Consider the following 26,362-nt stretch of genomic DNA (forward strand, 5'->3'; position numbering starts at 1 on the left):
AACACATCCTTGCACTGCCGCGCCTCAAGGCACACTCTGACCCAAAAAAAGGGAGGAAGGCATGGCAAGCGTAACCACGGAAACTCTGGGGGCGGTCCGCCTCATCCGGTATGCCAACCCGCCGCGTCACTACATGACCGCGGAAGGCACGGGTCTGATGCTGGCCGCGGTCACCGGCGCCATCGATGATCCGGCAATCCGCGCAATCATCCTGACAGGAACGGACGATGTGTTCGTCCGCCATTACGATGTCAGCGAACTCGTCGCCATTGCCGAGGTTGTGCAGGCCGGAGGCATGAAGCCGGAAGATTTCGAACAGGGCGGCTTTGCCGATCTGGTCCGCGCAATATTCGACGCGCCGAAGCCGGTCATTGCGGCGATCAATGGCGTGTGCATGGGTGGCGGGTTTGAGCTGTCGCTTGCCTGTGACTTGAGGGTGGCGGCCAGTAGCGTGCCGCTGATCGGCCTGCCCGAGACACGGATCGGCATCTTCCCGGGCGGCGGCGGAACCCAGCGCCTGCCGCGCATGATCGGCGAGGCGCGGGCGTTGGAGTTCATCCTGTTCGGCCAGACGGTCGATGCCGACAAAGCGCTGGAGTTGGGATTGGTCCACGCTGTGGCGGATGACGCTGTCGCCCACGCAACGGATTGGGCGAATGAACTGGCGGGGCGCGGGGTGGAAGGCCTTGCCCATGCGAAGCGTCTGGTCAGGGGTGCGCTGACTTGGGGACTTGTCGAAGGCACAAGGCAGGAACAGCATGGCTTTTACAATGTGCTGAAAGCGGATTCCGCTATGGCCGCGATGCGGGAATTTCTCGAAACGGGAGAAGACATCACAAGATGAGCCTTGCGCTGACTGATCCGATGGACCGCGCGCTGGAACTGGCGGCGGAAGCTGCTGCGGCAGGCGAAGTGCCTGTGGGCGCCGTCATCGTCGATCCGGAAACGGGAGAGATCATTGCAGAGGGGGCCAACGCCCCGATCAGCGGTCACGATCCGACGGCGCATGCGGAGATCGTCGCCTTGCGCCGTGCCGCAGAGAAAGTCGGCAATTACCGTCTCACGGGACTGACCATGTATGTCACGCTGGAGCCCTGCGCGATGTGCGCCGGAGCGATCAGCCTCGCCCGCATCGGCAAGCTTGTCTTTGGCGCCTGCGACCCGAAAGGCGGCGCGGTGATTCATGGCGCGCGCTTCTTCGAACAGCCCACCTGCCATTGGCGGCCTGAGGTCGAGCAGGACGAGGCACGCGGCGAGGCGGCCAGCCAGTTGCTGAGGGATTTCTTCAAAGCCCGCCGAAACTAGCCGGAGGCTGGCTGAAACCCCGCCTTTCACGCCTGACGCGCCGGAAATGCTTGCTTTCCTTGAGGGCACGGGCTGCCTTGTGCACCAAACAGGGAGATCCTCATGACCGCGACCGTCAGAACCGAAAACGATATTTCCGTCGTCACAATGGATGACGGCAAGGCCAACGCCATCAGCCTCGATATGCTGGAAGCGGTGAATGCCTGCCTCGACGAAGCCGAGAAAGACGGCAAGGTGCTGGTGCTGACCGGACGCGAAGGCAAGTTCTCCGCCGGGTTCGATCTCAAATTCCTGGCAACGTCGGACGGCGACGGCGTGCGCAAACTGGTGACGGGCGGCGGCAAGCTGGCCATGCGCCTCTTCACATCAAAGATGCCGGTCGTCATCGCATCCAACGGTCACTCCATCGCCATGGGCGCCTTCATCCTGCTGGGCGGCGACACGCGCATCGGCACGCGCGGTGCTTTCAAGATCGGCGCGAACGAGACCGTCAACGGCATGACGTTGCCGGGCTTCGGCATCGAGCTGCCGCGTGCCCGCCTCAACCCGATGTACCTGACCGAAGCACTGGTGCAGGCACGCCTCTATTCGCCGGACGAAGCCGTGCCTGTCGGCTGGCTGGACAAGGTGGTCGAGGCGGATGCGCTGATGGACACGGCCATGGAAGCGGCCATCGCACTGAAGGCCATCGCGAATGGCGCCTACTACCGCAACAAGATGCTGGTGCGGCAGCCATATGTCGATGCGATCATGCCGTCTCTGGAATCGTCCACGGTCTAAAGCGCCGCGCGCGGTTCAGCGGGGGCGTCGGTCTGCGCCAGTTCTCGCGATATTTCCCGGATCAGGCCGCGCATCCAGGTCAGTGCAGGGTCGCCGGCATATTCGCGGTGCCAGTAGAGCGTCGATTCCGGGGCCGGGAAGTCAAATGGTAGGTCCTGCAGGACAAGGCCTGCATGCTCCACGAGCTGGCGTGGGGCAACGAGGGCAAACTGCGTGTGCCGCACGATTTCCAGTGCCGGCATATAGTTCGGCAGGCGATGCACCGGGGTGATGCGCCGGCCATGCGCGCGCGCCAGTTCCTCGACCAGGCTACGGCCCTCGCGGCGGCTGGAAACCGTGATGTGACGTAGCTCGAAAAAGCTGTCTGGTGTCAGTCTCTGGTCCGCCTGCGGATGATCTTGTGACAGGAGGCAGACATAGGGCGTTTTCAGAAGCGCTTCACGTTCCATGTCCATGCCCAGCAGGTCGGCAACGTCGATGGCAAGGTCCAGCCGTCCCGTGGCAAGCTCGGCTGCGACTGCCGACCGGTTCAGCTGGCTCCACGAAATCCGTACGCCCGGCGCAGCCTGTTCGAGGCGGGCTGCCAGCGCCGGAGCAATCAGGAAGGCGCCGGCATCGCGGGCGGACAGGTTGAAGACACGGGTTGAGCGTGACGGCTCGAACACCGAACGTGGTTCGAGGCCAGACCGCAGGCGGTCGAGCGCCTCGCGCACGGCCGGCATCAGAGCTTCTGCCATGGCCGTCGGCTTCACGCCCCGGCCCTCGCGCACGAAGAGCGGATCTTCGAAATGAGTGCGCAAGCGGGCCAGCGCATTGCTGACCGCGGGTTGGGTGATGCGCAGAATTTCGCTGGCCCGGGTCAGGCTGCGCTCGTCATAGACGGCTTCCAGCACGGGCAGCAGGTTCAGGTCGATCGACCGCAAGTTCATGTCAGGCTCCCAAACATCACTCGTAGTGATGTTTGGTGTTCATATAATAAAGTTCCCGAATGGTCGAGCCTGAGGCATTGTCACCGTGTCGACAGTGGAGTGACCCGATGCGCGTGGCGCTACAGCCAGCCAGCCGCCTTCATCAACATCACCGCGCCAATCGCGGTGACGAGGTATTTCATACCGCGCTTGAAGTTCACGTCGCTCATCCGGTCCAGCACCTTGCCGCCAAGCGTGGTGCCCAGCATGGAGAGCGGGGCGGCTGCTGCGATCAGCCACCAGGGCGGCAGGGCCTGAAGGCCAGCCGCCATGAGAACCGGCGTGCTCCAGAATATGATTTTCACGAAATGCGCCAGTACCTGCGTCACCGCCTTGGTCGCGACAATCGCGTGGCGAGTCATGTCCGTGTGAACGAAGAACTGGTCCAGCAGGGGGCCCGACACGCCGGCAATCGTGTTCAGCGACTGCACGACAAAGCCCGCACCTTCGGCCTGGAAGCGTTTCTGGATGTCGAGATCGAGCAGTTTCTTGGGCAGCCAGACCAGCATGGCGACGCAGCCCAGCAGCACATAGACCATCTGTTTGTCGGGTCGCCAGCTGAGCGCAAACAGCAGGCCGACCGCCAGGACAGAACCCATCGCGTAGCGGCGGAAGATTTGCCAGTCGATATGATCCCGCCACAGGAAGGCGCGGTAGCCATTGGAGACCATCTGCACGGCGCCATGCACGATCATGGCGGTTGCAACCGGCACAAGCGTGGCCAGGACGCCCATGAAGATGATGCCGCCCGCCATGCCGAAAATGCCCGAAATGAAGCTGGTAACCAGCACGGTGACGAGAATGATGGCGGCTGCGAATGGACTCATGCGCGCGCTCTAGACCTGTTTGCGATTCGGCGCAAAGCGGCGGCCTTCTGCGCCGCGCCGTCAGAAAAGATTGCAAAGAAAGAATTTGCGGCCCCCCGGCCGCACGGACTACCAATGCCTCAACCAAACAAAGTGAAGGAGGATAGCCATGGCTGATACCCAGCAATCCATGGACGCAATGGCCGAACTGAATGACCTGCGCATGTCGGAGGAGGCGCGTCCTCTCTACGAACATGTGAAGCGGTTCATCCAGGAAACGGTCGAGCCGATGTATGAGGAATTCGAACGCCTCGGCGAGAACAAGACCGACATCTGGTCTTACGCGCCGGGCCAGCTCGAAGCCCTCGAAAAGGCCAAGGACGCCGCCAAGAAGGAAGGTCTCTGGAACTTCTTCCTTCCGGACGCCGACACGGGCGAAGGCCTGAAGAACCTCGACTACGCCTACATCGCGTCCGAGCTTGGCAAGGTTCCACTGGCCTCTGAAACGATGAACTGCTCGGCGCCGGATACCGGGAACATGGAAGTGCTCGAGCGCGTCGGCACGCCGGCCCAGAAGGAAGAGTGGCTGAAGCCGCTTCTGGAAGGCAAGATCCGCTCCGCCTTTGCCATGACCGAGCCGGCCCTGCCGTCCTCGGACGCCAAGAACGTCTCCATGAGCGCCGTTCTGGAAGGCGATGAGTGGGTTCTCAACGGCGAGAAGTACTACATTTCCGGTGCGGGCGATCCGCGCTGCCGCATCATGATCTGTATGGTGAAAACCAATGACGGGCCGGATGTGAACCGCCGCCAGTCTCAGATCCTCGTGCCGCTGCCGCATCCGGGTGTGACCATCGTCGGCCCGATGCATGTGTTCGGCGATCCCGACGCGCCGCATGGCCACATGCACATCCGCTTCGAGAACGTCCGTGTTCCGAAGGACAACATGCTGCTCGGCGAAGGCCGCGGCTTCGAGATCTCGCAGCTGCGCCTCGGCCCGGGCCGTATCCACCACTGCATGCGCTCCATCGGCGCCGCAGAGAAAGCCCTCGACCTGATGGTCGTTCGCGGCATGACGCGTCAGGCCTTCGGCCGCGACCTGATCAAGCTGGGCGGTAACCTCGAAAAGGTCTCCCGCGCGCGGATCGAGATCGAAGCCATGCGCATGATGGTGCTCAAGGCCGCCAAGGCGATGGACGTTCTGGGCAACAAGGAAGCCCGCGTCTGGATCTCCATGGTCAAGGCCATGGTGCCGGAGCGTGTGTGCAACATCATCGATGATGCCATCCAGATCCATGGTGCCACCGGCGTGTCGCAGTGGACGCCGCTGTCCCGCATGTACGCCAACCAGCGCACGCTGCGCCTGGCTGATGGTCCGGACGAGGTGCACCACATGGTGGTCGGCCGCGCCGAGACCCGCAAGTATACGGGCGAAGAGGAAGATCCGGCGATGGCTGCTGTCTGGCGGAAATAAGCCAGGCTTCAGGTCAAACGATCAGCGCGGCTCCGCAAGGGGCCGCGCTTTTCTTTTGGGCACTGCCTAGAACCGGAACGTATTGCCAAAGCGCAGGATGGCGCTCGTCTGGACAGAACGGAAGTTGCGGCGGAAATCGTCGCCCTCGATATAGGCGCCGTGGCCCAGCGAGAAGAACACTTCGGTCTGCGGACGCAATTCCCAGTTCACCCGTCCGAAGAAGGACAGGCTGTTGCTGATATTGTCATACTGGGTCTGCGTCGTGACCGAGAGGTCTGTCGACACGTTGAACACGGTTTCCAGGGATCCGATCTGCACACTGACATCGCCTGCGGGCACGGAAATGTCCTCCCGCCGGTAGCCAGCCTTCAGATCCACATGCGGATTGGGGCGGAAATTCACATTGAAATTATAGCGCTTCGAGTCACCGCCATAGAAATCCTTGAACTCGATTTCCGAGGTGGTGCCCCAGGAACGGACATAGGAAGACTGAACGCGGAACTTCACACCATTATTGTCATAGACACCGACCGGGACCATCAGCCCGCCCGGCAGGAAGAAGGGCGTATTGATATGCTCTTCGTTCTGGCTGGCGGTTAAGGTCAGGTCGTCGGTCCAGATCGTGTTGGCGTTCAGGACGAGGGCGTTGACGGTCGTCTCGGCATTGCCGTCGAGGTCGGTGATGTATTCGTGGCTGGTGCCGAACTGCCACCAGCGGAATTTCCCGCTCGACTGGCGGAAACGGCGGTGCCAGCCGGCGCTGAAAGTGCGTGTCCCGGGCCGGTTCACGAAGCCGAGTGCCGGGGCGAAATCCTCTCCGATCTGGCGGGCTTCCAGGCTCCAGGCCCATTTGTCATTCGGATAGTCGAACTTCGCGCCGAAGGAATCATCGTCCTCCCGCGTCGAGGAGAAAGTGCGCTGGTAGAACAGGTCCGCCTGCATCCGCCCGCCGCCGAAGAAAGACGGCACGCGATAGCTGAAGTCGGCCCCGGCCAGCGTGTTGTCGGACAGGCCCGTCGGGTCGCCATTGGTGGCGATGAAACCAACGCGTGACTGGTCCAGCACGTCGACCGTGGCACGCGCCACCGACAGGTTCTGCGACCCGATGGAGCCGGTGCTGCCGGTCTGGGCCGACAAGACACCGATCTCCACGCCGTTGATCTCGCCGCTCAGTTTCAGGCCTGCGTCGACCTTTACCGACTGCCCGTTCACGATGCCGATGCGGCGGGAGAAGAAAGGCTGGCCATTCGGCGCGCCGGCAAAGGTCTGGCCCGCGAACTCGAACAGGGCGGCGTCCTGCAGGAAGAAATCCCGCGTTTCCGGGAAGAACAGCGAGAAGCGGCCCGTATTGATCTGCCGGTCGTCCAGCGGCGTGTCGGAGAAGTCCGTGTTCAGCGTGAGAAGGCCGGTCAGCGACGGCGTGAACTTGTAGGAAATGTTCGCGCTCGGCTCGATCGTAATGTCATCGTCGCGCGGCTGGGCCCAGCGCCGGTTCCCGGCGATACCCGCCTGCAGCTGGACGTCGAAGCCCTTGCCCTTGTTGATATTGTCGATGCCCTCGATATAGCCCGGCCGCGCAAATCCGAACTTGTTGACCGACTGGTCGATGCCGGCCCAGCGGATTTCCTCGTTCTCGTGGGCGTGTTCCCGCGTCATCATCAGGCCCCAGCCGTCGGAGGCCGGGTCGAAGCTGAGCGACCGGAAGGGCAGGGAGATTTCCGCCGTCCAGCCATCGTCGGTCATCACGCTGTCGGCGTCCCAGATGATGTTCCATGCATCCACCGGCATCTGGCCATAGCGGATCAGGCGTTCCGTGCGTGCGCCGAGGGCGTTGACGTCGAACCCGAAGCCGGACGTGCCGGTGTTGAACGGGTCGATATAGAAGCGGAACATGTCGTCCCGCCAGATTTCGCCATCGCGTTCCAGCACCGAGGCAAGGATCGCTTCGGGCATATCGTCATATGCGTGGACGCCGACATAGAGATTGTTTTCGTCATAGGCGAAATAGACGCGCGTTTCGACGCTGGGCGGGCCGACTTTCGGTTCCACCTGGTAGAACTCGGAGACCTCGGTCGCCTTCGACCACATCGCCTCGTCAAGCTTGCCGTCGATGACCGGCGCTTCGCTCTTGTCGATCCGCACGGGACGAACCGTCGGCTGGTAGGTGGCAAAGTTGCGGACCGGCGGGTCGTCTTCGGCCATGGCCAACCCGGCGCCGGACAAGGCAATACAGGCGCCCAACATCCATCGATGCACGTGTGCTTCCTCCCGAAGGTTCGCCGGCCGCCTGTTGGCGTACCGTTTATTGCTGTCCGTCGAATAGAAACGGTCGCGCCGGATGGCCAGTCCTTCTTTTGTCGCAAGCTGTGATTTGCGGCACTGCCTGAATTTCAGGCAGGCCTGATCAGAACGCTTCATTGGGGCCAGGCCGCATCCAGACGAAACCTGACGCAGGCGACAATTTCAGGCTTACTGCGCTTGTCTGAGGTTCTCGATGATCTGGGCGTCCACCCAGAAAATGTTGGCCTTTGGTTCGCTGAGGTCGATCGTATGAAAGAAGAAGTATTTCCCGTCAGGCGTGACGGTTCCATACGCATCCTCGAATTCGGTATTTATGTCCTCGCCCATGTTGATGGCGGGGCCCCAGGAACCATCATCCTGACGAAAACTGATGTACAGATCTGAATCGCCATAGCCATCTTCCCGTTCGCTGTCCCAGATCAGGTAGCTTTCATCGGGGGCGATAAAGGGGTGGGCGGTATAGGTTCCGGAATTGATTTCTTCACTGAATGCCTGTGGCGCCTGGCGTTCGCCATCCACCAACCGGGAATACCTGATCGTGCCGACTTCATGTCGTTCATCGAAGACAAAAGTGCCATCTGCTGACGCGGTCAGGCGCATAACCGGAATCGTGTCGTAGGGCGCCCCGAGGCTTTTCGGTTCGGACCAGCCCGTTTCGGTGCGTTCCCGGTATTCGTTCCCGAGATACATCGTCTGCCCATCTACAGAGATGAACACTTCACCCGCACGCGGGCCCACAATCGATTCCTGCCACTCACCGTTCTTGTATTGATAGGACAAGGTCTTGGGGACGTCGCCCAGAACCTGCCTGACAAAATAGAATTCTGCCATGCCGGGGGCAAAGACGCCCTCAATTTCCAGATTGTCCGTTGAGACGATTCCCGGCGCAAATAGTTCAGGCGTGAGGCCCGGAGGCGTCTGACCGATAATATCCATCCCGATGTCATGGGCGTTCCCTTGCGCATGGCTCCCGCCGATCAAGACCGGGAAAGTGAGCACACAAGCCAGAAACTTTGGGATCTGCATTATCGGATGGCCTCTCTATGCATTTGAAAATTCGGACCCATTCCAGCGTCATTCGGAACAGGTGAGGTGACTATCTAGGGAGCCTCCGGGCGCCATCCAAGCCATGGAGCGGTATTTAGGTGCTGGCGGAAGTGTCTTGGTCCGCCTGCGGAGGCTTCCGGATCTGTTTTGCGCCGCCCACCTATTATGCGGAGAGCGTCACACGCGCCTGAAAGGCCTTCCGCACTTGTCAGAACGCCAGGTTCGGGTCGTCTTCGCCTTCGCCGCCGGGGGCAAGCAATCACTTCTGCAATTGCATCCCGGTGGCCGGAATGTTCCGCCGCATTTGCACTTCGCCCAATCGGCTTGCGAAGCGCAGCACGGTGAAGCCCAGGAGGCCGGACGCAACCGATCCCATCAGGACCCCCAGGCGCACCTGGTCGAGTTCGGCGGCCGTGCTGAAGGCGAGGCTGCCGATGAACAGGCTCATCGTGAAGCCCACGCCGGTCAGACAGGCGACGCCATAGACCTGCACCCAGCTGACGCCGGACGGCAGCCGTGCAATGCCCGACTTCACCGCCACATAGGTCAGGCCGAACACACCGAGTTGCTTGCCAAGGAACAGGCCGAGCGCAATTCCGAGCGGGACTGCTCCGGTCAGCGCATCCAGGTCGATCCCGCGAAGGTCCACACCGGCATTGGCGAAGGCGAAGACGGGCAGGATCATGTAGGCGACCCAAGGATGGAGGCCGTGCTCCAGCTTGTGAAGCGGCGACTGCTCGGTTTCCCTGCGCGGGGACAGCGGAATGGCGAGTGCCGTCAGGACGCCAGCAAGGGTCGCATGGACGCCGGACTTCAGTACACAGACCCAGATGAACATTCCAACCAGAATATAAGGTGCAATCCGCTTCACGCCCATCCGGTTCATGAGAAGCAGGCCGGCAAATCCGATGGCTGCCAGGCTGAGTGCCTGAACGGAGAGCTGCTCTGTATAGAACACGGCGATGATCAGGATCGCGCCGAGGTCGTCGATGATCGCGATCGCAAGCAGGAAGATCTTCAGTGCGACCGGCGCGCGTGTGCCAAGCAAGGCGAGAATGCCGAGCGCAAAGGCAATGTCGGTCGCTGCGGGGATCGCCCAGCCGCGCAGGGTCTCCGGTGACGACATGTTGAGCATGACATAAAGCAATGCCGGACCGGCCATACCGCCGATGGCGGCCAACGCGGGCAGAACGGCCTTGTCGAATGAGGACAGCTCGCCTTCCAGGATTTCCCGCTTGATCTCAAGACCCACCAACAGGAAGAAAACGGCCATCAGGCCGTCATTGATCCAGAGCAGAAGGGGCTTTGCGATTTCCAGCGCACCAACCTGCAGGGCGACGGGCGTCGAAAGAAATCCGCCATACCAATGGCTGAACACCGTATTGTTCGCTGCAATTGCCAGTGCAGCTGCCAGCATCAGAATGAGACCGGCAGCGCTTTCAAGCCTGAGGAAATCCTGGATGCGGGCGACAACTTTCGTCATGAACAATTATCCTTGTACGCAGGGCAGCTGGGTCGGGTGAAAGGCAAAAATAGACGATCCCCCGGCCATTCCCCCTGCCTGGTGGCTGAGGGTGTCGGAGAGTAGGGTCCAGACAGGAGAGCGCTGCCGGGGGATCGTGACGTCCAGGAGAGTTGGTCCTGTCAGGGGCAGGTCCTGGACGTGTTCAGGTGTGTGGGAGGGCTAGTGGTCAAAGAAGCCGAAGCGTTCCTTGCCACGCTGCAGGCGGCCTCCTTCGCCTTCCCACCGGGCGACGGCTTCGACATCCTCGCGGGTGCGAATGCGTGCCGGAACCAGTTTGCCTCGGCGGGGGCGGGCATTGCGTTCGCGAGGGTCCGCAAAGTCGGCCATTTCCTCGAGGAAGTTCGTAATCAGGTCTTTGAGGACAGACATTGTCTTTACCTTTTCCTATGTGCTGATTGGAACTCAGACAGCCCGCCGTAAACGGCGCCGACGGCGGCGGTACTGGGAGGGCGTTTCCGCAATACTCTTGCTGACCCCGTCCGCTTTCGGACTGTTGTCAGTGGCATCCATGAACCGGCCGCCACGGCCCGGACTTGCCGGGCCAATCTGGCTCCCTGTCCAGAGGTCGTCGGTCAGTCGATACATTTGGTTTGTCTCCTTTTGGCTCTTGCGATGACCCCGATATGAGGCCATATGCGCGATAGCTCAAATCGAATGTATCTTTCCAAGTGATAGGTTTTTCCGAACTATGAGACCAACCCTTCGCCAGCTCCAATACATCGTCGCGGTCGCGGAATCGGGCCGGTTCCGGGATGCTGCGCTTCAGCTGGGCGTCAGCCAGCCCAGCCTTTCCGAGCAGATTTCGGATGCCGAAGCGCAGCTCGGCGTGACACTGATCGAACGGGCCCGGACGGGGGCCGTTCTCACACCGGCGGGAGCGGAAGTCGTGCGCCGCGCACGGATCGTCCTGACCCAGGTGGAAGACCTGAAAACCGTCGCACGCCAGGTCGCAGGTGACCTGGCGGGGCGCTACAGACTCGGCACATTGCCGACGATCGGACCTTATCTGTTGCCAAGCGCCGTTCGGGAGCTGCACCAGCTCTACCCGGACCTCAGATTGGGTGTCCGGGAGGAGCGGACGATTGATCTTGACGAAAAGCTCAATGACGGCCGGCTCGACATGATCATTTCGACGGCCGAGGATCATCTGAATTCGGAGTCGATGCAGCTCTTCGATGAGCAGCTCTATGTCTGTACGGCGTCGGACGACCCGATCGGCGGAGGAGATGGGCCGTTGAAGCTATCAGCGCTCAAGGGCCGGGAAGTGCTCAGTCTGGGATACGGTCACCGCCTCAGCACGGTGGTGCAGAAACTGGCGGAAGCTGCAGGCGCCCATGTGTCGACGGAATATGAAGGCACTTCGCTCGATGCGATCCGCCAGATGGCCGGCATGGGCGCAGGCATCGCCATCGTCCCCAGTCTTTATGCGGTGATGGAGGCAAGCAAGGATCCTCACCAGATCGTTCGCCCGATTGATCATCCGCTGGCACGGCGCCAGATCAGCCTGGTCTGGCGGTCAGGGTCTCCAATTGAGCACAATATCCAGAAACTGGGATTGGTGTTCAGGGACGTGGCGGCTGACCTGTTGGCGCAGACGGGGAAAATGGTGAAAGGAAAAACCTAATCGCCATTCAGTTTCATTCGATTTTACTTATCGTGTCTTTGCGTACAGCTTCCGGTTACAGACAGAATGGAAGGAGCCGGAAAATTGGTGTACGGTGTTATTGACGTTTTGCCGGCACGGCCAGTTTCCTCGCGCAGTGCGCCATCGCGCACACCCGAAGATGGCCTGCGAAACGCGCTGTTTGAATGCCGGTGGCCGGGAAACCCTGACAGGCTTCGCGAAATCATCCTGTCACGTGTGGACTGGGGGCCGTTTGACATCTCTTGTCGCAGGTCTCCCGAGGACGAGGACGGGTGTCTGTGCACCGTCCATTATACGGGCCCCCTTCGGGAACGCCCGCACCTCATGGCCAGCTTCTGGCATGTGATGGAGCAATTCTCATTTTACCAAGGTCGCGTGCGCTAGCCTGAAAGAGCGGACATTCAGGTATTCAGATCGACACTGCCGCGGATGAAGCGGAGATGCCGTTAGGCAACCCGCGTGCTGAATGAGGTCAGAACGGCACGTTGGGGTCGTCTTCGCCTTCGCCGCCAGGGGCGAGGCCGAGGAAGTCGAATACTTTCGGATCGTGCAGGTGGCTGGGGCGGACGGTGGCAAGGGCATGGGCCATCACCTGGCGGACACCCGGCTTCTTGCGTTCCCACTCCGTCAGCATCTGTTTCATCGCCACGCGTTGCAGGCCGTCCTGGCTGCCGCACAGATTGCACGGGATGATCGGGAAGTTCATGGCGACGGAGAACTTTTCCAGATCGTCTTCCGCAGCCGTGATCAGGGGACGGAGCACCATGACATCGCCCTCATCGTTCAGCAGCTTCGGCGGCATCGCGGCGAGGCGCCCGCCATGGATGAGGTTCATCATGAACGTCTCCAGCGCATCGTCGCGGTGGTGGCCCAGCACGATGGCGTCGCAGCCTTCCTCCCGCGCAATGCGGTAGAGGATGCCCCGGCGCAGGCGCGAGCACATGGAGCAGAAGGTCCGGCCTTCTGGAACCTTGTCGGTGACGATGGAATAGGTGTCCTCGGTCACGATGCGGTAGGGCGCGCCGATCTTCTCCAGCCATTCCGGCAGGATGTGTTTCGGGAAGCCCGGCTGGCCCTGGTCGAGGTTGCAGGCGATCAGGTCCACGGGCAGGGCGCCCTGGTATTGCAAATCCATCAGCACGGCCAGCAGGCCATAGCTGTCCTTGCCGCCGGAGAGGCAGACCAGCCATTTCGGACGTGGGGCCGCGCCGCTTTCCACCGCGCGCCGGTCGACCATGCCATAGGTGTCGATCGCCTGGAGGGCGCCACGCACCAGCCGCTTGCGCAGCTTCTTGAAGCTCACCGAATCCGGCGTCTCCGCGAACAGCGGGGGCGCGCCGGTGAAAGAGGTCACATCATCTGCCATGCGTGCCCTATCCCATGGGCGGGGCTTTGCGAAAAGACCCTGCGGCAGGTCCGTCATGGTCGTTTGCGGTCATGAAAAAGGCGGCCGGAGCCGCCTCAGATCATGAGATAGTCCGGTATGGTCCGGTGTAATCAGGTCAAAAAGGGCAGGCGGAACATGCGCTTGAACTTCCACCAGCGGCGCAGGCGCTTGTTGTTCGGCGCATCGTCGGCCCCGCGCGGGATCAGGATGTCGTTCATCCGCGGCTGGTAATTGCGGATCAGGTCTTCCTCGATCCGGGCCCGGTCTGCTGGTTTTTTGACAACCATTACATGGCGTTCGGTCGCCCCGCGTTTCCACCAGGCTTCCCACCAGCGCTCATGCCCGATCAGGCGCGAGCGGAAATTGGTGGCCTTGCCGATGTAAAGCGGCTCCAGGAAGAACACGAAGCGGCGGCGCACGAAGACATAGATCCCGCCCTCATCCGGCAGGCCCTTGCGCGTCAGCGTAATATTGAACCGGTACGGCCGACCGGATTCGCCCCACCAGGTATGCCAGCCAAACAACAGGATCATGTGTCCCTCCACATCGATTCCGCGAAGCTCGGCTGAGACGGTTAATGGGCGGTTAACCCTCTGGCATCTGGTGGACGTAGACTTCGTTCAGCTTGATCAGGCCGTCTTCGATGATCACGAGGTCAAAGCCCCGCATCAGGCCGTCCTTGCCGCCTTCACCGACATGACAATACCAACGTCCGCAATAGCCGCCGGGGATCGGCCAGGTCTCGTCCGGTTTGTAGACCATGGGCGGCGTCGCGCCGAACAGGCCGGTCAGATAGGTGCGCAGGGCCTCGTGGCCGTGCAGGCCAGCGGCGGTTTGCGGATCCTTGTAGACCGTATCCGGCGTGTAGAAGGCGACGAGGCGATTCACATCCTTGCGGCTCCACGCATCCAGCCAATCGGCATTGAAGCGATCGATGCTGAAACTCATGCGGCGGTCTCCTCGGGCTGGCCCAGAACACGGGCGCGATGGTCTTCGGTGAAAAATTCGGGCGGCACGGTCTCCGGCCCGGCCATGATGGCGAAGCCATGAATGCCGAGGCTCGGATCGGATGCCTTGCGCGTGTGATAGGACAGGCGCCGGGCCTTGGCCGTTTCCCCGAACTCCATATCGAGGATGGACTGCAGCTGGCCCGCAAAGCGCAGCCGCCGCATGCGTTCCGCCCGTTCTTCAGCGTAGGCGCTGAATTCCGGTTTAGCGCTGTCCGGGGTTTCCTTCAGGATTTCCGATACAATCCGTACATCGCGATAGGTGATCGACAGGCCGAGACCATTGATGGGGTCGTTCCAGCCTGCGGCATCGCCGATCAGCACACAGCCCGGCGCGAAGGGCTCGTCCGTCCAGCTGTCATTGTTGAAATAGGAATAGAGCGGCCCGGCCGGGGTGCCATCGGCAAGCGCGCTGTTGTGTGGGGCGCATTCCATCCGGAACGCTTCGAGGAAGCGCGCCGGGCCGTCGTCCCCGGCAAAGCGGCCTTTTTCCTCCAGCGCATAGCCGCCATAGACCCGCACGCGGCCGTCGCCCTGCGGGAAGGCGAGGAAGCCGAAGCCGCCCTCGGTGCCGATGGCCTGCCGCTTCGGGTCCCAGCCTTCGACATTCTCGACCAGCAGGCCGGTGAACCAGTGGTGCGGCCGGTCCTGGTGCAGCTGGATGCCGGCGGTCGCGCGAACCATGGACTGGCGGCCTTCGGCGCCGACAATGAGGCGGGCCTGGACGGTCTGCTGCTCATCCTCATGTGTAAAGGTCACCGACGGCGAGGCGCCGAGCGTCACGGACTCCACATTCACAGGCCGCAGGCAGGTTGCGCCCGCAGCAGATGCGGCGTCGTACAGTGTCTGGCAGTGATGCGGATGGCCGATGCAGAGCGGTCCCGGAATATCCGGGATCAGCATGTTCAGCGGCAGAGGCGTTGCTTCGCAGAGTTCCGGCGGCAGGCTCTCGTCATAGGTGATGTGTTCGGACAGGTGATGTCCGCCTGCCGCGATCAGTGTGTCGTAGAGGCCAACGCGTTTCGTCTCCACCACGCCCCAGGGCGCGATCCATTCGCCGCGCACGCGGTCTTCGAATTCCTCGGACTTCTCCAGCACCAGCACGCTGCGCCCGGCCCGTGCCATGACGGTGGCCAGCGCGCTGCCGCCGATACCGCCGCCCACAATGACAAGATCGTAGATCATCGGTTTTCCTCCATCCGGCCTCTGATGGGCCTTCAGACTGGAAGATGCCTTGAAGGTGAAGGGCTGACAAACCCTGACGCGGGGGAGGCCTGACGGCGCGTCAGCCAGAAAATCAAGCGGAAAGGCTGGCCTTGCGGACCGGCGCGAAGCTCATCCGGTGGCAGGGCGCCGGGCCGAGCCGGGTCAGCGCTTCGGCATGGGCCGCCGTGCCGTATCCCTTGTGCCTGGCAAGGCCATAGCCGGGATGGGCCGCGTCCAGCTCCAGCATCAGCGCGTCGCGGACCGTCTTGGCGAGGATGGAGGCGGCAGAGATTGCAGGTTCTTTCAGGTCGCCCTTCACGATGGCGTGGGCTTCACAGGCGAGGCCGCCGGGCAGGGCGTTGCCGTCGATCAGGGCGAGGGTCGGTGCGTGCTGCAGGCCTTCGACTGCGCGCCGCATGGCCAGGAAGGTCGCCTCACGGATGTTCATCCGGTCGATCTCCTCGACGCTCGCATGGGCGACACACCAGGCGAGCGACCGCTCGCGAATAAGCGGCGCCAGCGCGTCCCGCTTTGCTTCGGACAGTTTCTTGGAATCGGTCAGGCCTTCGATGGGCTTCGCCGGGTCGAGGATCACGGCGGCTGCCGTCACGGGGCCGGCCCACGGGCCGCGCCCGGCTTCATCCACGCCGCAAGTGAGGTTTCCGAACAGGTCCATGCCCCAAGCAGACCGCGAGTCGGGCTTGCGCTCCACCGCGCAGCACGGTTCAACGGTGCGAACGCGGCTACGCAGGGGAAACTCCATGACCGAATTACTGGCTTCACCCGCCTTCTGGGGCAGCCTTGCGACGCTGACCTTTCTGGAAATCGTGCTGGGCATCGACAATCTGCTGTTCGTGTCCATCGCGACCGGCAAGCTGAAGGGCGATCAGAAAAAGACCGCCACGCGTATCGGCGTCTGGGGTGCCATGGTGCTGCGCATCGCCATGCTGGGCCTGATCTTCTGGATCCTGCAGCTCGACAAGTCGCCGCTGTTCCACCTGCCGCATGCGCTGGCCGAGTTTGTGGCGAACGGCAGTGCGGACGTGATGCACCACGTCGAAGAAGTGACGTTGAAAGACCTGATCCTGTTCGGCGGCGGACTGTTCCTTCTATGGAAGGGCACGCAGGAAATCCATTCCGCTGTTGAAGGCACCGGCCATGAAGAGACCACGGCGCAGAGCGGCTTCGGTAGCGTGGTCATCCAGCTCTTCGTCATCAATATCGTCTTCTCGCTCGACAGCGTGATCACGGCGGTCGGTATGACGGACCTGCTGCCGGTGATGATCGGCGCGGTGATCCTGTCGACCTTTGTCATGGCCGTCGCCGCGACCCCGCTGGCGAACTTCATTGCAGACCATCCGACCACCAAGATGCTGGCGCTGTCGTTTATCCTTCTTGTCGGCGTGGCGCTTGTGGCCGACGGGCTCGGCTTCCATATTCCGAGGGGCTATCTCTACTTCGCCATTGCCTTCTCGCTGGTTGTGGAGCTGCTGAACATTCAGGCGCGCAAGCAGGCGCCAAAAGCTGGAGGACACTGACATGCACGAGCCTTACCGGATCATCATGAACGAAACCGGCGGCACCGACGTGCTGAAGGTGGAGCATTTCGAACCGCGCACACCCGGCCCCGGCGAAGCGCTGGTGAAGCAGGCCGCCTCCGGTCTCAATTTCATCGACACTTATTACCGCACCGGGCTCTACCCGGTGAAACTGCCTTTCGTGCAGGGCTCCGAAGGGGCCGGCACGGTTGAGGCGGTTGGCGAGGGCGTCACCAATGTGAAGCCGGGCGACCGGGTCGCCTATCTTGGCGGCGGCACCTATGCGACGCACTTCACCGGCCCGGCGGCTCGCATGGTCGTCCTGCCGGAGGGCATCTCGGAGGAAGAAGGCGCGGCCGTCCTCCTGAAGGGGCTGACCGCCTGGATGCTCCTGTTCGAGATCCGCCCGATAACCGACCGTGACACGGTATTGATCTGGGCGCCCGTGGGCGGTGTTGGCAGCGTTCTGACACCATGGGCTGCCAGCCTCGGCGCCCGTGTGATTGCCGTGACTTCGACCGAGGAAAAGGCTGAAAAAGCCATGGAACTCGGCGCGTCCGATGTGGTCGTAGGCTATGGTGCGGCCTCTGCCCGCGTAAAAGCCCTGACTGACGGCAAAGGCGTTGATGTCGCGCTCGACAGCGTCGGCAAGATCAGCTTCGAGGCATCACTCTCCAGCCTGAAAAAACGCGGCTGGATGATCTCCTATGGCAACGCGTCCGGCGCGGCTGACCCGATGCCGCCGGGACGCCTCGCCGCTGGCGGATCGCTGATCCTGACCCGGCCCTCGCTGTTCAGCTTCATCGACACACCGGAAGATCTCGCCCGTGGCGCGCGACACCTGTTCGCCGCCATGAAGACCGGAACCTTCGGCGCCGATATCGGTCAGCGCTTTTACATGAAGGAAGCCGGCAAGGCCCACGAAGCTCTCGAAAGCGGCAAGACCACCGGCGCAACGGTGCTGATGCCATGAACCGGGCCGGTCGTCTGGCGGCCGGTCTGATCGTTGCCCTGCAGCTGGCCTATGCCATTGTGCTGGCCGCAGGGCTCGCCGCGCTTCCCTCACCGGATGCGCCCATTCCGGACCCGTATTTCACGGCGATGGAACTCCTCATACTGTTCATTGCGCCGCTGCTGGTGATCCTGATGGCGGCGCTCCATGTAGCAACACCGCAGGCACGGAAACTGTTCAGCCTCTGTGCGCTCGTGTTCATGGCTATGTGCACAGCGGTCACCTCGCTCGTCCATTTTCTGATCCTCACTATAAGCCGCGACCTGCCGGTAAACTGGGACAGCGTGTTTGCCTTTCGCTGGCCGTCAGTGGCTTATGCGGCGGACATTCTTGCATGGGACGTCTTCTTCGCCCTGTCGGCACTGAGCGCCTCGCAGGTTTTCCGCGCAGAAGGCCTGTCGCAGTGGACGGGGCGGTTGCTGCTGGCCTCCGGCGTGCTCTCCCTGCTCGGGCTGCTCGGTGTTGCGACGGGTGACATGCAGGTCCGCAATATCGGCATTCTGGGCTATGCTGTGGTCTTCCCGGTTGCGGCCCTGTTGATGAGGCAGGTACTCAGTAGACAGAACTTCTGACGACATTCCGGTCGTCGTCGATGTAGATTTCCACGCCTGCGCGCCGCCCGCCAGACAGCATGCGGCGGGTGAGGCGCTCATAGTGTTCGATGAAGTGGCGGACCCAGTCGCGCCGTTCGTCCGGCATTGCTTCGCCGCGCGCGGCCCAAAGCCCCGCTTCCTGTTGAAGGCGCCAGCCCAGGACACAGTCGAAGTCCGGCGGCACGATGTGGCAGAAGCCGTCCGCCGTATCCCACAGATCGGCATAAGGTCCGGCGAGCGCCGCTTCCTGATGGCGCCGCCAGTCGCCGGGGCGGTCTTCGGCTTCTACCGGGTTCAGCGGAGCATCCATGGGGGCGCTGGCATCGGGCAGCGCGCCCATCAGCCAGCCTTCGATGACGATGGCGGCGGGCCTGCCCCGGAAGCTGCGCCAGCCGGATACGGGGCGCGATCATCCTTCAGCTTGTCGAATACAGGCAGGGGCGTCTCGGTGCCGTCTGACGAGGCGCGCAAAGCCGCGACGGTTGTCTGCAGCAGGATCAGGTCATGCGTGCCCGGTGGTCCGCGCGTCATGAACAGGGGGCTGATACGGCGGGCAAGCTCCATGCGCTCGGCATGGGTGAGGTAGAAGTCATCGATGCTCATCCCCGCGACCGGCAAGGGCATCGCCCCGATGGCTTCGGCCAGCGCTGTCGACTTGCCGGACCCCTGCGGGCCGGACAGCATCAGCAGCGGCACGTCGCCCACAGGCGCCACCGAGATCTCACTTTCGATCCATGCGCACACAGCGCTGGCTATCATGTTCAAGGCGCCGCCCCCTTTCGCCCATTCGCTTTCTGCATGGCTTCCCCCAGTCGCCATGTTAAGGTTTGTGAGAACCAATCTCAAAAAGAGCCTTCTGCGTGCAGGGTGCACAGTCAAGGGCCTGGAGGACACGGAATGACCACCACAACCACGAATCTGGAAACTGCCACTGCTCTGGACACGGCTGCGCTGGTTCGAAGCGGTCAGATCAGCGCGGTGGAGGCCTGCCAGGCGGCCATCGAGCGGATCGAGGCAAAGAACGCCCCGCTGAACGCGGTGGTCGTGAAAGACTATGACCGCGCCCTGCTTGCCGCGAAGGCGATCGACGAAAGCCGCACGGCGGACGATGCCCGCCCGTTCCTTGGCGTGCCGATGACGGTGAAGGAAGCAAATGATGTCGCAGGCCTGCCCACGACCTGGGGCTTCGAAATGTTCGCAAACTTCCAGCCGCAGGAGGATGCGCCTCCCATCGCCCGGCTGAAGGCCGCGGGCGCCGTGATTCTCGGCAAGACGAACGTGCCCGTTGGCCTGACAGACTGGCAGAGCGTGAACCCGGTTTATGGCCGCACGGTGAATCCCTACGATCCCAGTCGGACGCCCGGTGGATCATCAGGCGGGTCTGCCGCGGCGCTTGCCTCCGGTATGGTGCCGCTGGAACTCGGCTCGGACATCGGCGGATCGATCCGGTTTCCGTCGAATTTTTGCGGAGTCTGGGGGCACAAGCCGACCTACGGGATCGTGCCGCTTAAGGGGTATAACCCACCGGGTACGGATGGTGTGGACAGTCCGCTCGCCGTTGTCGGTCCGATGGCGCGCAGTGCGGCAGACCTGTCCGCCGCGCTGGAAGTCGTGGCCGGGCCGCTGAATGAAGGCTGGAAGCTGGACCTGCCCGCCGCCCGTCACCACACGCTGAAGGACTTCAGCGTTCTCGTTCTCGGCTCCGAGGACCTGCCGCCCGTCGATGACGCGGTTGCGGGGCCGATTGAGGCGCTGGCCGGAGAGTTGGAGAAGGTCGGCGTGCAGGTGCACCGCAGAATGCCGGGCCTGCCGGATTTTGCCAGTGTGCATAAAGAGTACATGCAGCTCCTGAATACGGCGGTCACGCGAGGCACGCCGCAAGCCCGTCCTATCGATGCGCACACCTATCTGAGCCTGCTGGACGCCCAGCTGAACCTTCAGCGCCAATGGGCGAACATCTTCCGCGATGTGGATGTGGTTCTCTCACCGGCCTTCAGCACGGCTGCATTCCCGCACATGGATGAGCCCGACTGGGGAAAGCGCTCGCTGACCGTGAACGGGCAGGCCGTGCCCTATGCGTCCCAGCTCATGTGGGCTGGGCTTGCGACATATCCCGGCCTGCCTTCGACGGCCGTTCCGCTGGCGCGAACATCGGACGGCTTGCCGACCGGCATGCAGGTGGTCGGAAATCTATACGAAGACCGCACCACACTGGCGTTCGCGGAAATGGTGCAGGAAGAGGGGCTCTCAGCCTGACCCTGTGCGCCTAGTCTGTGACCGGAAGGTCCAGCAGCAGGGACGGGTCGATATAGAAGTCGCCGCCGCGGTCGCTTGCTTCCGGATTGCGCCACTTCACCGCCCAGTGCAGGTGCGGACCTGTGGTGCGGCCTGTATTGCCGGATTTGGCCAGCAGGTCGCCCCGTTCCACCACGTCGCCAGCTTCTACGTCCACTTCCGACAGGTGCATGAACACCGAGACGAGGCCGTGCCCATGGTCGAGGAATACTGAGCCGCCTTCATAATAGAGGTCCGGATCGGCGAGGATCACTGTGCCGTCAGCCGGGGCGACGATCGGCGTGCCCACGGGCGCGGCCATGTCGTAGCCCCGATGCACGGAAACGGACTCGCACGGCTCGCCTGTCACCTTGCTGACACCGATATATTTCCGCGTCGGGCCAAAGGGCGATGAGGCGGGTGCATCTGCCGGCTTGATGAAGCCTGTCAGCGCGCCGGGGCCTTCATTGAAGGCCGCGAAGGCGTCCTGCTTCTTGACCCATGAGCGGGCAGCATGCGCCTTCTGTTCCTCGCTGCGCGCATCGACCTTGTCGCAATCGAAGCCCTTGATCGTGCGGAAATCGTCATGGCGCTTTTCAATGGCGAGGTCGCCAAACGCGCCCGTGTCCGATGACCAGCCGATCACCGAAGGGGCGTTCGTCGCGATGCCGAATTGGGCAGAGCCTGAATTTCCGGCGGTCAGCTTCCGGCCTGCGACGGTAAACACTGTGCCCGGTGCTCCATGGCAGATGACGAGCCCGCCCTGGGTTAGTGCGCCGTCGCAGCCCTCATTGACTGGAGGCGGCACCGCGACTGCCGTTTCTGCCCCTGCCATCGGCGCAGCAAGGCAGACGCCCGTGCACATCACCACCGTCAGGAGGAGGTCACGCATCATGCGTGCATCAGTCCTTTGCCGGAACCATGCGAGATGAGGCCGCGTCTGCGTCCCAATAGGCTTCCTGCCGGTCGACACACCAGTAACGCAGCGCCTGGATCGGAATCTTTCGGCTGGTGACAGCGCAGACGACATAATCGCCGGGCGAGATCACGTCGATGTCGGCATCGAGATAGCGGAGGCGCGCTTCGCCGGCGGGTTTGGAGGATCGAGTAAGCATGCGTGTAATCATGCCTGAACGGGCGCAGAAAGAAAAGAGCAGGCCGCAGGAAGTTTCCGCTTTGTTCCGCGGAACAAACATGGTACATGACAATCATGAATGGCAACCGGGGGCCTTGCCAAAAACACCCCCATAGTGGACCAAAGGAGACGACTCATGGCGAAACCAGCGCTGCAACTCGTGGACAAGGAAACCGGCGTGGACAAGCAGAAGGCTCTCGAAACGGCGCTCAGCAATATTGAACGGTCCTTTGGCAAGGGTTCGGTCATGCGTCTCGGCGACAAGAAGGCCATGGATATCGAGGCCGTTTCGACGGGTTCGCTCGGGCTGGACATCGCCCTTGGCATTGGCGGCCTGCCCAAAGGCCGCATCATCGAGATTTACGGCCCGGAAAGCTCGGGCAAGACGACCCTGTCGTTGCACTGCGTGGCCGAAGCGCAGAAGAATGGCGGGGTTTGCGCCTTTATCGACGCCGAGCATGCGCTCGACCCGATCTATGCGTCCAAGCTGGGCGTGGATCTGGACGATCTCCTGATTTCCCAGCCGGACACGGGTGAGCAGGCGCTTGAAATTGCCGACACGCTGGTGCGTTCCGGCGCGGTGGACCTTCTGGTCATCGACTCCGTGGCCGCCCTGACGCCGCGCGCCGAACTGGAAGGCGAAATGGGCGACTCGCTGCCCGGCCTGCAGGCCCGCCTGATGAGCCAGGCCCTGCGCAAGCTGACCGGTTCGATCTCCAAGTCGAAATGCATGGTGATCTTCATCAACCAGATCCGCATGAAGATCGGCGTCATGTTCGGCAGCCCGGAGACAACGACCGGCGGCAATGCGCTGAAATTCTACTCCTCCGTCCGCCTCGACATCCGCCGCATCGGCGCGATCAAGGACCGGGACGAAGTGATCGGCAACCAGACCCGCGTCAAAGTGGTGAAGAACAAGGTGGCCCCGCCCTTCCGGCAGGTCGAGTTCGACATCCTCTATGGCGAAGGTATCTCCAAGACCGGAGAACTGATCGATCTCGGCGTGAAGGCCGACGTGATCGAGAAATCCGGATCCTGGTATTCCTACAATGGAGAGCGGATCGGCCAGGGCCGTGAAAAAACCCGCCAGTTCCTGAAGGAAAACCCGGCCATTGCGGACGAAATCGAGGATGCTGTCCGCCGCAATGCCGGCCTGCTCGCCGATGAGCTGCTCTCGGCCGGCATGGAGAACTCCGAAGAAGACGATACACCGGATGCTGCCGAGGGCTGATCGGGGCTGACCGGCCCGCTCTCTCGCGTTTTCCCTGCAGAAAACGTCCTCTCAGGGCCGGTTTCCACTCTCTCGTCCGGCAAACTGGCCCCTTTGTGGTGCGCCAATCTTGGCGTGCGGCAAAGGGGCCTTTATATCGCGCGTAAAGCCCCGGCGCCGGATTCGGCGTTTAGGGACAATTTTGTACGCCGAGGACCCTGAGATCATATGACCAGCGTAAACCAGATCCGCGAAGCTTTTCTCGCCTATTTCGAGAAGCACGGGCACACCCGCCAGGCATCCGCGCCGCTGGTGCCGCAGAACGATCCGACCCTTCTGTTCGTCAATGCCGGCATGGTGCCGTTCAAGAACATTTTCACCGGTGCCGAGACGCCATTCGCCCCGCGCGCCGTGACCTCGCAGAAATGCGTACGCGCCGGCGGCAAGCACAACGACCTCGACAATGTCGGCTATACGGCCCGCCACCACACCTTCTTTGAAATGCTGGGGAACTTCTCCTTCGGCGACTATTTCAAGGACGACGCTATCGCTTTCGCCTGGGAGATGGTGACGAAGGAATTCGGCCTCGATCCGAAACGCCTGCTGGTCACGGTTTATTCAGAGGACGATGAAGCCGCCGCCATCTGGAAAAAGGTCGCCGGTTTCGACGATTCGAAAATTATCCGCATCGCCACGTCCGACAATTTCTGGTCGATGGGCGACACCGGCCCGTGCGGCCCGTGCTCCGAAATCTTCTACGATCACGGCGAAGACATTCCCGGCGGCCCGCCCGGCAGCCCGGACGAGGACGGCGACCGGTTCATCGAGATCTGGAACCTCGTCTTCATGCAGTTCAACCAGATCGCCCCCGGCCAGCGCGAGAACCTGCCGAAACCGTCGATCGACACCGGAATGGGCCTGGAGCGGATTTCCGCCGTCTTGCAGCATGTCCATAACAATTATGACATCGATCTGTTCCGTGGCCTGATCGAAGCCGAAGAAGATGTCTATGGCGCCAAGGCGGCAGGCGACAAGCTCGCCTCCTTCCGCGTGATCGCAGACCATCTGCGCACTTCGGCCTTCCTGATTGCCGACGGTGTCCTGCCGTCGAACGAAGGGCGCGGCTATGTCCTGCGCCGCATCATGCGCCGCGCCATGCGCCACGGCCACCTGCTGGGCGCGCGCGAACCGGTGATGCACAAGCTGACCCCGGCGCTGATCTCCGAAATGGGCGAGGCCTATCCGGAACTCGGCCGTGCCAAGGCCGCCATCGAAGCCGCGCTGGAGCAGGAAGAAGCCCGCTTCCAGCGCACGCTGGGCAACGGCCTGTCGCTGCTGGAAAAGGAATCCGAAACGCTGAAACAGGGCGATGCCTTGCCAGGCGAGACCGCCTTCAAACTGTACGATACGTATGGTTTCCCGCTAGACCTGACGCAGGACATCCTGCGGGCCCGCGGCATGACCGTCGACGTCGACGGCTTTGACGCGGCCATGGAAGTGCAACGCGAAGGCAGCCGCGCTGCTGGCTTTGCCTCCGGCGATCAGGCAACGGATGAAATCTGGTTCCGTGTCCGCGACAAGGCCGGCGCCACAAAGTTCACCGGCTATGGCAACACGGACGGCACCGGCAAGCTGGTCGCCATTGCCGCGGGCGGCGCACTGGCCGACACGCTGTCGCCCGGCCCGGCCGAGCTCGTCTTCGACACAACGCCGTTTTATGCCGAATCCGGCGGGCAGGCAGGTGACCATGGCGAAATCGTCTTCGAGGATGGCGCCCGCTTCATCGTGCGCGATGTGCAGAAGCGCGCCGGTGACGTGCACGTCCATGTCGGCGAATTGGTCTCCGGCGAAGTGAAGACCGGCGCGGCGGCCCAGCTGCATGTCGATGCAGTCCGCCGCAAGGCCGTGATGGCAAACCATTCGGCGACACACCTGATGCACGCGGCCCTGCGCAAGGTATTGGGTGAGCATGTCACGCAGAAAGGCTCCCTCGTGGAGGCCGACCGCCTGCGCTTCGACTTCTCGCATGGCGGCCCGCTCAGCGCCGCCGAAATCGAGGCGGTCGAAGACGAGGTCAATGCCCAGATTCGTGCGAACCAGCCGACGGGGGTTCAGGTCACCTCGCCTGAGAAAGCCATCGAGGCGGGCGCGCTGGCCCTCTTCGGCGAGAAATATGGCGATGAAGTCCGTGTGCTGTCCATGGGTACGGGCGAAGGCCGCCGCTATTCGGTTGAGCTTTGCGGCGGCACCCATGTGGAGCGTGCCGGTGACATCGCCGTGTTCGTGATTGCGTCGGAAAGCGGCGTCTCCGCGGGCGTACGCCGGATCGAGGCCGCCACGGGTGCTGAGGCGCTGTCTTACCTGAAAGGCCGCGCGCAGATCGGTGCCGATATTGCCGACAGTTTGAAAGTGCCGCTGAAGGACCTGCCCAAGCGCGTCGCGACGCTCGGTGAGGAAAAGCGGAACCTTGAACGCGAACTCGCCGAAGCGAAGCGCAAGCTCGCCATGGGCGGTGGCGGCGGTGCAGCCGCCGGCCCGGAAGAGATCAATGGCGTCAAGCTGCTCGCGCGTGTCGCCGAAGGTGTTGGCGGGAAAGACCTGCGCGCCCTCGTCGATGAGGCGAAGACGCAGATCGGCTCCGGCATCGTGGCCTTTGTCGGCGTCGCCGATGGCAAGGCCGGCGTCGCCGTGGGCGTGACGAAGGATCTGACGGACAAGTTCTCTGCCGTCGATCTCGTCAAGGCCGCGTCTGAGGTTGTGGGCGGCAAGGGCGGCGGTGGCCGTCCCGACATGGCCATGGCGGGCGGCCCGGATGGCTCGAAAGCCGAAGAGGCCCTGAACGCTGTCCGCGCGATCCTGAAGGGCTAGGCTCCGGCGCATCCAAACAAGGCCCCGCTTCGCAAGAGGCGGGGCTTTTTTGTTTGCGGGAATTGGAGCGGCACTTCGTGTGCAGCAAGCAGTTCTCTTTGAAATTGGGCTTTCGCTGGCGCTCAATCATTCATTGCCGAAAACCGATCCTTGATCGATTTTTGCGCCTCAGGCGCAATGGCAATGAATGGTCGGAGTGAGAGGATTCGAACCTCCGGCCCCTGCCTCCCGAAGACAGTGCTCTACCAGGCTGAGCTACACTCCGCGCCGAAGAAGGGGCTGTT

26 protein-coding genes and 1 tRNA gene are annotated in these 26,362 nt (G+C 62.4%); 11 read left to right on the forward strand and 16 right to left on the reverse strand.

The annotated features are described in order from the left end of the window. The first annotated feature begins 61 nt into the window (after window positions 1-61). The 3 genes from R3C98_RS14020 to R3C98_RS14030 all read left to right on the forward strand — a co-directional run bounded on the left by R3C98_RS14020 (window position 62) and on the right by R3C98_RS14030 (window position 2,085). A complete protein-coding gene (locus tag R3C98_RS14020) occupies window positions 62-844 on the forward strand; it encodes an enoyl-CoA hydratase/isomerase family protein (RefSeq protein WP_371314689.1) in 783 nt (260 codons plus the stop codon). Further along, window positions 841-1,305: a nucleoside deaminase gene (locus R3C98_RS14025; protein WP_371314690.1), complete on the forward strand. Its 465-nt coding sequence runs from the start codon at window positions 841-843 to the stop codon at window positions 1,303-1,305. Before R3C98_RS14020 ends, R3C98_RS14025 begins: the two co-directional genes overlap by 4 nt. 102 nt (window positions 1,306-1,407) lie before the next feature. Next, the gene (locus R3C98_RS14030; protein WP_371314691.1) at window positions 1,408-2,085 is read left to right on the forward strand and encodes a crotonase/enoyl-CoA hydratase family protein; all 678 of its coding nucleotides are present in this window, start codon (window positions 1,408-1,410) and stop codon (window positions 2,083-2,085) included. On the opposite strand, the gene R3C98_RS14035 is transcribed toward R3C98_RS14030, so the two are convergent. Together R3C98_RS14035 and R3C98_RS14040 are read right to left on the reverse strand one after the other, a co-directional pair. Then, on the reverse strand, window positions 2,082-3,014 hold the full coding sequence (locus tag R3C98_RS14035; RefSeq protein ID WP_371314692.1) for a LysR family transcriptional regulator: 933 nt from the start codon (window positions 3,012-3,014) through the stop codon (window positions 2,082-2,084). The two genes, R3C98_RS14030 and R3C98_RS14035, sit on opposite strands and share 4 nt — an antisense overlap. A 119-nt stretch (window positions 3,015-3,133) precedes the next feature. Beyond that, window positions 3,134-3,880, reverse strand: a complete 747-nt coding sequence (locus tag R3C98_RS14040) for a TSUP family transporter (RefSeq protein ID WP_371314693.1) — start codon at window positions 3,878-3,880, stop codon at window positions 3,134-3,136. A gap of 148 nt (window positions 3,881-4,028) precedes the next feature. On the opposite strand from R3C98_RS14040, the gene R3C98_RS14045 reads away from it, so the two are divergent. Then, window positions 4,029-5,330, forward strand: coding sequence for an acyl-CoA dehydrogenase family protein (locus R3C98_RS14045; protein ID WP_371314694.1), 1,302 nt, complete (start codon window positions 4,029-4,031; stop codon window positions 5,328-5,330). 66 nt (window positions 5,331-5,396) lie between these two features. Here R3C98_RS14045 and R3C98_RS14050 read toward each other — a convergent pair whose 3' ends face one another. The 4 genes from R3C98_RS14050 to R3C98_RS14065 all read right to left on the reverse strand — a co-directional run bounded on the left by R3C98_RS14050 (window position 5,397) and on the right by R3C98_RS14065 (window position 10,572). Next, window positions 5,397-7,586 (reverse strand): sugar-binding protein, encoded by a 2,190-nt coding sequence (locus R3C98_RS14050; RefSeq protein WP_371314695.1) that lies wholly within the window; start codon window positions 7,584-7,586, stop codon window positions 5,397-5,399. Window positions 7,587-7,799: 213 nt separating this feature from the next. Next, a complete protein-coding gene (locus tag R3C98_RS14055) occupies window positions 7,800-8,657 on the reverse strand; it encodes a hypothetical protein (protein ID WP_371314696.1) in 858 nt (285 codons plus the stop codon). A gap of 280 nt (window positions 8,658-8,937) precedes the next feature. After that, window positions 8,938-10,161 carry a Na+/H+ antiporter NhaA gene (gene nhaA / locus R3C98_RS14060; RefSeq protein ID WP_371314697.1) on the reverse strand — a complete coding sequence of 408 codons (1,224 nt, stop codon included), beginning with the start codon at window positions 10,159-10,161 and terminating at the stop codon, window positions 8,938-8,940. Between the two features lie 201 nt (window positions 10,162-10,362). Beyond that, entirely contained in the window at window positions 10,363-10,572 is a 210-nt protein-coding gene (locus R3C98_RS14065; protein WP_371314698.1) for a hypothetical protein, read from the reverse strand. 319 nt (window positions 10,573-10,891) lie between these two features. On the opposite strand from R3C98_RS14065, the gene R3C98_RS14070 reads away from it, so the two are divergent. Further along, window positions 10,892-11,827 (forward strand): LysR substrate-binding domain-containing protein, encoded by a 936-nt coding sequence (locus R3C98_RS14070; RefSeq protein WP_371314699.1) that lies wholly within the window; start codon window positions 10,892-10,894, stop codon window positions 11,825-11,827. 493 nt (window positions 11,828-12,320) lie between these two features. Here R3C98_RS14070 and ttcA read toward each other — a convergent pair whose 3' ends face one another. From ttcA to rnhB, 5 genes are all read right to left on the reverse strand, one after another. Beyond that, complete coding sequence (gene ttcA / locus R3C98_RS14075; RefSeq protein ID WP_371314700.1) at window positions 12,321-13,214, reverse strand: tRNA 2-thiocytidine(32) synthetase TtcA; 894 nt, start codon at window positions 13,212-13,214, stop codon at window positions 12,321-12,323. Window positions 13,215-13,345: 131 nt separating this feature from the next. After that, window positions 13,346-13,768, reverse strand: a complete 423-nt coding sequence (locus R3C98_RS14080; protein ID WP_371314701.1) for a GIY-YIG nuclease family protein — start codon at window positions 13,766-13,768, stop codon at window positions 13,346-13,348. A 52-nt stretch (window positions 13,769-13,820) separates the two neighbouring features. Then, complete coding sequence (locus tag R3C98_RS14085; RefSeq protein WP_371314702.1) at window positions 13,821-14,183, reverse strand: nuclear transport factor 2 family protein; 363 nt, start codon at window positions 14,181-14,183, stop codon at window positions 13,821-13,823. Then, a complete protein-coding gene (locus tag R3C98_RS14090; RefSeq protein ID WP_371314703.1) occupies window positions 14,180-15,427 on the reverse strand; it encodes an FAD-dependent oxidoreductase in 1,248 nt (415 codons plus the stop codon). Before R3C98_RS14090 ends, R3C98_RS14085 begins: the two co-directional genes overlap by 4 nt. A 112-nt stretch (window positions 15,428-15,539) precedes the next feature. Beyond that, a complete protein-coding gene (gene rnhB / locus R3C98_RS14095; protein ID WP_371314883.1) occupies window positions 15,540-16,124 on the reverse strand; it encodes a ribonuclease HII in 585 nt (194 codons plus the stop codon). Window positions 16,125-16,209: 85 nt separating this feature from the next. Here rnhB and R3C98_RS14100 point away from each other — a divergent pair, with 85 nt between their 5' ends. Genes R3C98_RS14100 through R3C98_RS14110 form a run of 3 tightly spaced genes read left to right on the forward strand, consistent with a single transcriptional unit; the run spans window position 16,210 to window position 18,570 of the window. Then, window positions 16,210-16,986 (forward strand): TerC family protein, encoded by a 777-nt coding sequence (locus tag R3C98_RS14100; protein WP_371314704.1) that lies wholly within the window; start codon window positions 16,210-16,212, stop codon window positions 16,984-16,986. 1 nt (window position 16,987) lies between these two features. Then, entirely contained in the window at window positions 16,988-17,959 is a 972-nt protein-coding gene (locus tag R3C98_RS14105) for a quinone oxidoreductase (RefSeq protein WP_371314705.1), read from the forward strand. Then, window positions 17,956-18,570 (forward strand): hypothetical protein, encoded by a 615-nt coding sequence (locus tag R3C98_RS14110; RefSeq protein ID WP_371314706.1) that lies wholly within the window; start codon window positions 17,956-17,958, stop codon window positions 18,568-18,570. Before R3C98_RS14105 ends, R3C98_RS14110 begins: the two co-directional genes overlap by 4 nt. Here the strand turns inward: R3C98_RS14110 and R3C98_RS14115 are convergent. Then, window positions 18,551-18,931 (reverse strand): hypothetical protein, encoded by a 381-nt coding sequence (locus tag R3C98_RS14115; RefSeq protein ID WP_371314707.1) that lies wholly within the window; start codon window positions 18,929-18,931, stop codon window positions 18,551-18,553. The genes R3C98_RS14110 and R3C98_RS14115 overlap by 20 nt on opposite strands. Next, the gene (locus R3C98_RS14120) at window positions 18,931-19,356 is read right to left on the reverse strand and encodes a hypothetical protein (protein ID WP_371314708.1); all 426 of its coding nucleotides are present in this window, start codon (window positions 19,354-19,356) and stop codon (window positions 18,931-18,933) included. Before R3C98_RS14120 ends, R3C98_RS14115 begins: the two co-directional genes overlap by 1 nt. Window positions 19,357-19,488: 132 nt before the next feature. Here R3C98_RS14120 and R3C98_RS14125 point away from each other — a divergent pair, with 132 nt between their 5' ends. Next, entirely contained in the window at window positions 19,489-20,847 is a 1,359-nt protein-coding gene (locus tag R3C98_RS14125; protein ID WP_371314709.1) for an amidase family protein, read from the forward strand. A 10-nt stretch (window positions 20,848-20,857) separates the two neighbouring features. Here the strand turns inward: R3C98_RS14125 and R3C98_RS14130 are convergent, their stop codons facing one another. Both R3C98_RS14130 and R3C98_RS14135 read right to left on the reverse strand, forming a co-directional pair. After that, complete coding sequence (locus R3C98_RS14130) at window positions 20,858-21,760, reverse strand: M23 family metallopeptidase (protein ID WP_371314710.1); 903 nt, start codon at window positions 21,758-21,760, stop codon at window positions 20,858-20,860. Between the two features lie 7 nt (window positions 21,761-21,767). Beyond that, window positions 21,768-21,980: a DUF2093 domain-containing protein gene (locus R3C98_RS14135; RefSeq protein WP_371314711.1), complete on the reverse strand. Its 213-nt coding sequence runs from the start codon at window positions 21,978-21,980 to the stop codon at window positions 21,768-21,770. A 156-nt stretch (window positions 21,981-22,136) separates the two neighbouring features. On the opposite strand from R3C98_RS14135, the gene recA reads away from it, so the two are divergent. Next, window positions 22,137-23,231 (forward strand): recombinase RecA, encoded by a 1,095-nt coding sequence (gene recA / locus R3C98_RS14140; protein WP_371314712.1) that lies wholly within the window; start codon window positions 22,137-22,139, stop codon window positions 23,229-23,231. A 207-nt stretch (window positions 23,232-23,438) separates the two neighbouring features. Then, window positions 23,439-26,078, forward strand: a complete 2,640-nt coding sequence (alaS, locus tag R3C98_RS14145) for an alanine--tRNA ligase (protein ID WP_371314713.1) — start codon at window positions 23,439-23,441, stop codon at window positions 26,076-26,078. A gap of 188 nt (window positions 26,079-26,266) precedes the next feature. Here alaS and R3C98_RS14150 read toward each other — a convergent pair. Further along, window positions 26,267-26,343 (reverse strand) — tRNA-Pro (locus tag R3C98_RS14150). Between the last annotated feature and the right edge of the window lie 19 nt (window positions 26,344-26,362).

The organism is Hyphomonas sp. (assembly GCF_041398465.1).
Lineage (GTDB): Bacteria > Pseudomonadota > Alphaproteobacteria > Caulobacterales > Hyphomonadaceae > Hyphomonas.

What these genes read in the sequence shown, in the direction of transcription:
- R3C98_RS14020 (WP_371314689.1), top strand. Translation starts at nt 62, where the DNA reads ATGGCAAGCGTAACCACGGAAACTCTGGGGGCGGTCCGCCTCATCCGG.
- R3C98_RS14025 (WP_371314690.1), top strand. Translation starts at nt 841, where the DNA reads ATGAGCCTTGCGCTGACTGATCCGATGGACCGCGCGCTGGAACTGGCG.
- R3C98_RS14030 (WP_371314691.1), top strand. Translation starts at nt 1,408, where the DNA reads ATGACCGCGACCGTCAGAACCGAAAACGATATTTCCGTCGTCACAATG.
- R3C98_RS14035 (WP_371314692.1), bottom strand. Translation starts at nt 3,014, where the DNA reads ATGAACTTGCGGTCGATCGACCTGAACCTGCTGCCCGTGCTGGAAGCC.
- R3C98_RS14040 (WP_371314693.1), bottom strand. Translation starts at nt 3,880, where the DNA reads ATGAGTCCATTCGCAGCCGCCATCATTCTCGTCACCGTGCTGGTTACC.
- R3C98_RS14045 (WP_371314694.1), top strand. Translation starts at nt 4,029, where the DNA reads ATGGCTGATACCCAGCAATCCATGGACGCAATGGCCGAACTGAATGAC.
- R3C98_RS14055 (WP_371314696.1), bottom strand. Translation starts at nt 8,657, where the DNA reads ATGCAGATCCCAAAGTTTCTGGCTTGTGTGCTCACTTTCCCGGTCTTG.
- nhaA (WP_371314697.1), bottom strand. Translation starts at nt 10,161, where the DNA reads ATGACGAAAGTTGTCGCCCGCATCCAGGATTTCCTCAGGCTTGAAAGC.
- R3C98_RS14065 (WP_371314698.1), bottom strand. Translation starts at nt 10,572, where the DNA reads ATGTCTGTCCTCAAAGACCTGATTACGAACTTCCTCGAGGAAATGGCC.
- R3C98_RS14070 (WP_371314699.1), top strand. Translation starts at nt 10,892, where the DNA reads ATGAGACCAACCCTTCGCCAGCTCCAATACATCGTCGCGGTCGCGGAA.
- ttcA (WP_371314700.1), bottom strand. Translation starts at nt 13,214, where the DNA reads ATGGCAGATGATGTGACCTCTTTCACCGGCGCGCCCCCGCTGTTCGCG.
- R3C98_RS14080 (WP_371314701.1), bottom strand. Translation starts at nt 13,768, where the DNA reads ATGATCCTGTTGTTTGGCTGGCATACCTGGTGGGGCGAATCCGGTCGG.
- R3C98_RS14085 (WP_371314702.1), bottom strand. Translation starts at nt 14,183, where the DNA reads ATGAGTTTCAGCATCGATCGCTTCAATGCCGATTGGCTGGATGCGTGG.
- R3C98_RS14090 (WP_371314703.1), bottom strand. Translation starts at nt 15,427, where the DNA reads ATGATCTACGATCTTGTCATTGTGGGCGGCGGTATCGGCGGCAGCGCG.
- rnhB (WP_371314883.1), bottom strand. Translation starts at nt 16,124, where the DNA reads ATGGACCTGTTCGGAAACCTCACTTGCGGCGTGGATGAAGCCGGGCGC.
- R3C98_RS14100 (WP_371314704.1), top strand. Translation starts at nt 16,210, where the DNA reads ATGACCGAATTACTGGCTTCACCCGCCTTCTGGGGCAGCCTTGCGACG.
- R3C98_RS14105 (WP_371314705.1), top strand. Translation starts at nt 16,988, where the DNA reads ATGCACGAGCCTTACCGGATCATCATGAACGAAACCGGCGGCACCGAC.
- R3C98_RS14110 (WP_371314706.1), top strand. Translation starts at nt 17,956, where the DNA reads ATGAACCGGGCCGGTCGTCTGGCGGCCGGTCTGATCGTTGCCCTGCAG.
- R3C98_RS14115 (WP_371314707.1), bottom strand. Translation starts at nt 18,931, where the DNA reads ATGGGCGCGCTGCCCGATGCCAGCGCCCCCATGGATGCTCCGCTGAAC.
- R3C98_RS14125 (WP_371314709.1), top strand. Translation starts at nt 19,489, where the DNA reads ATGACCACCACAACCACGAATCTGGAAACTGCCACTGCTCTGGACACG.
- R3C98_RS14130 (WP_371314710.1), bottom strand. Translation starts at nt 21,760, where the DNA reads ATGATGCGTGACCTCCTCCTGACGGTGGTGATGTGCACGGGCGTCTGC.
- R3C98_RS14135 (WP_371314711.1), bottom strand. Translation starts at nt 21,980, where the DNA reads ATGCTTACTCGATCCTCCAAACCCGCCGGCGAAGCGCGCCTCCGCTAT.
- recA (WP_371314712.1), top strand. Translation starts at nt 22,137, where the DNA reads ATGGCGAAACCAGCGCTGCAACTCGTGGACAAGGAAACCGGCGTGGAC.
- alaS (WP_371314713.1), top strand. Translation starts at nt 23,439, where the DNA reads ATGACCAGCGTAAACCAGATCCGCGAAGCTTTTCTCGCCTATTTCGAG.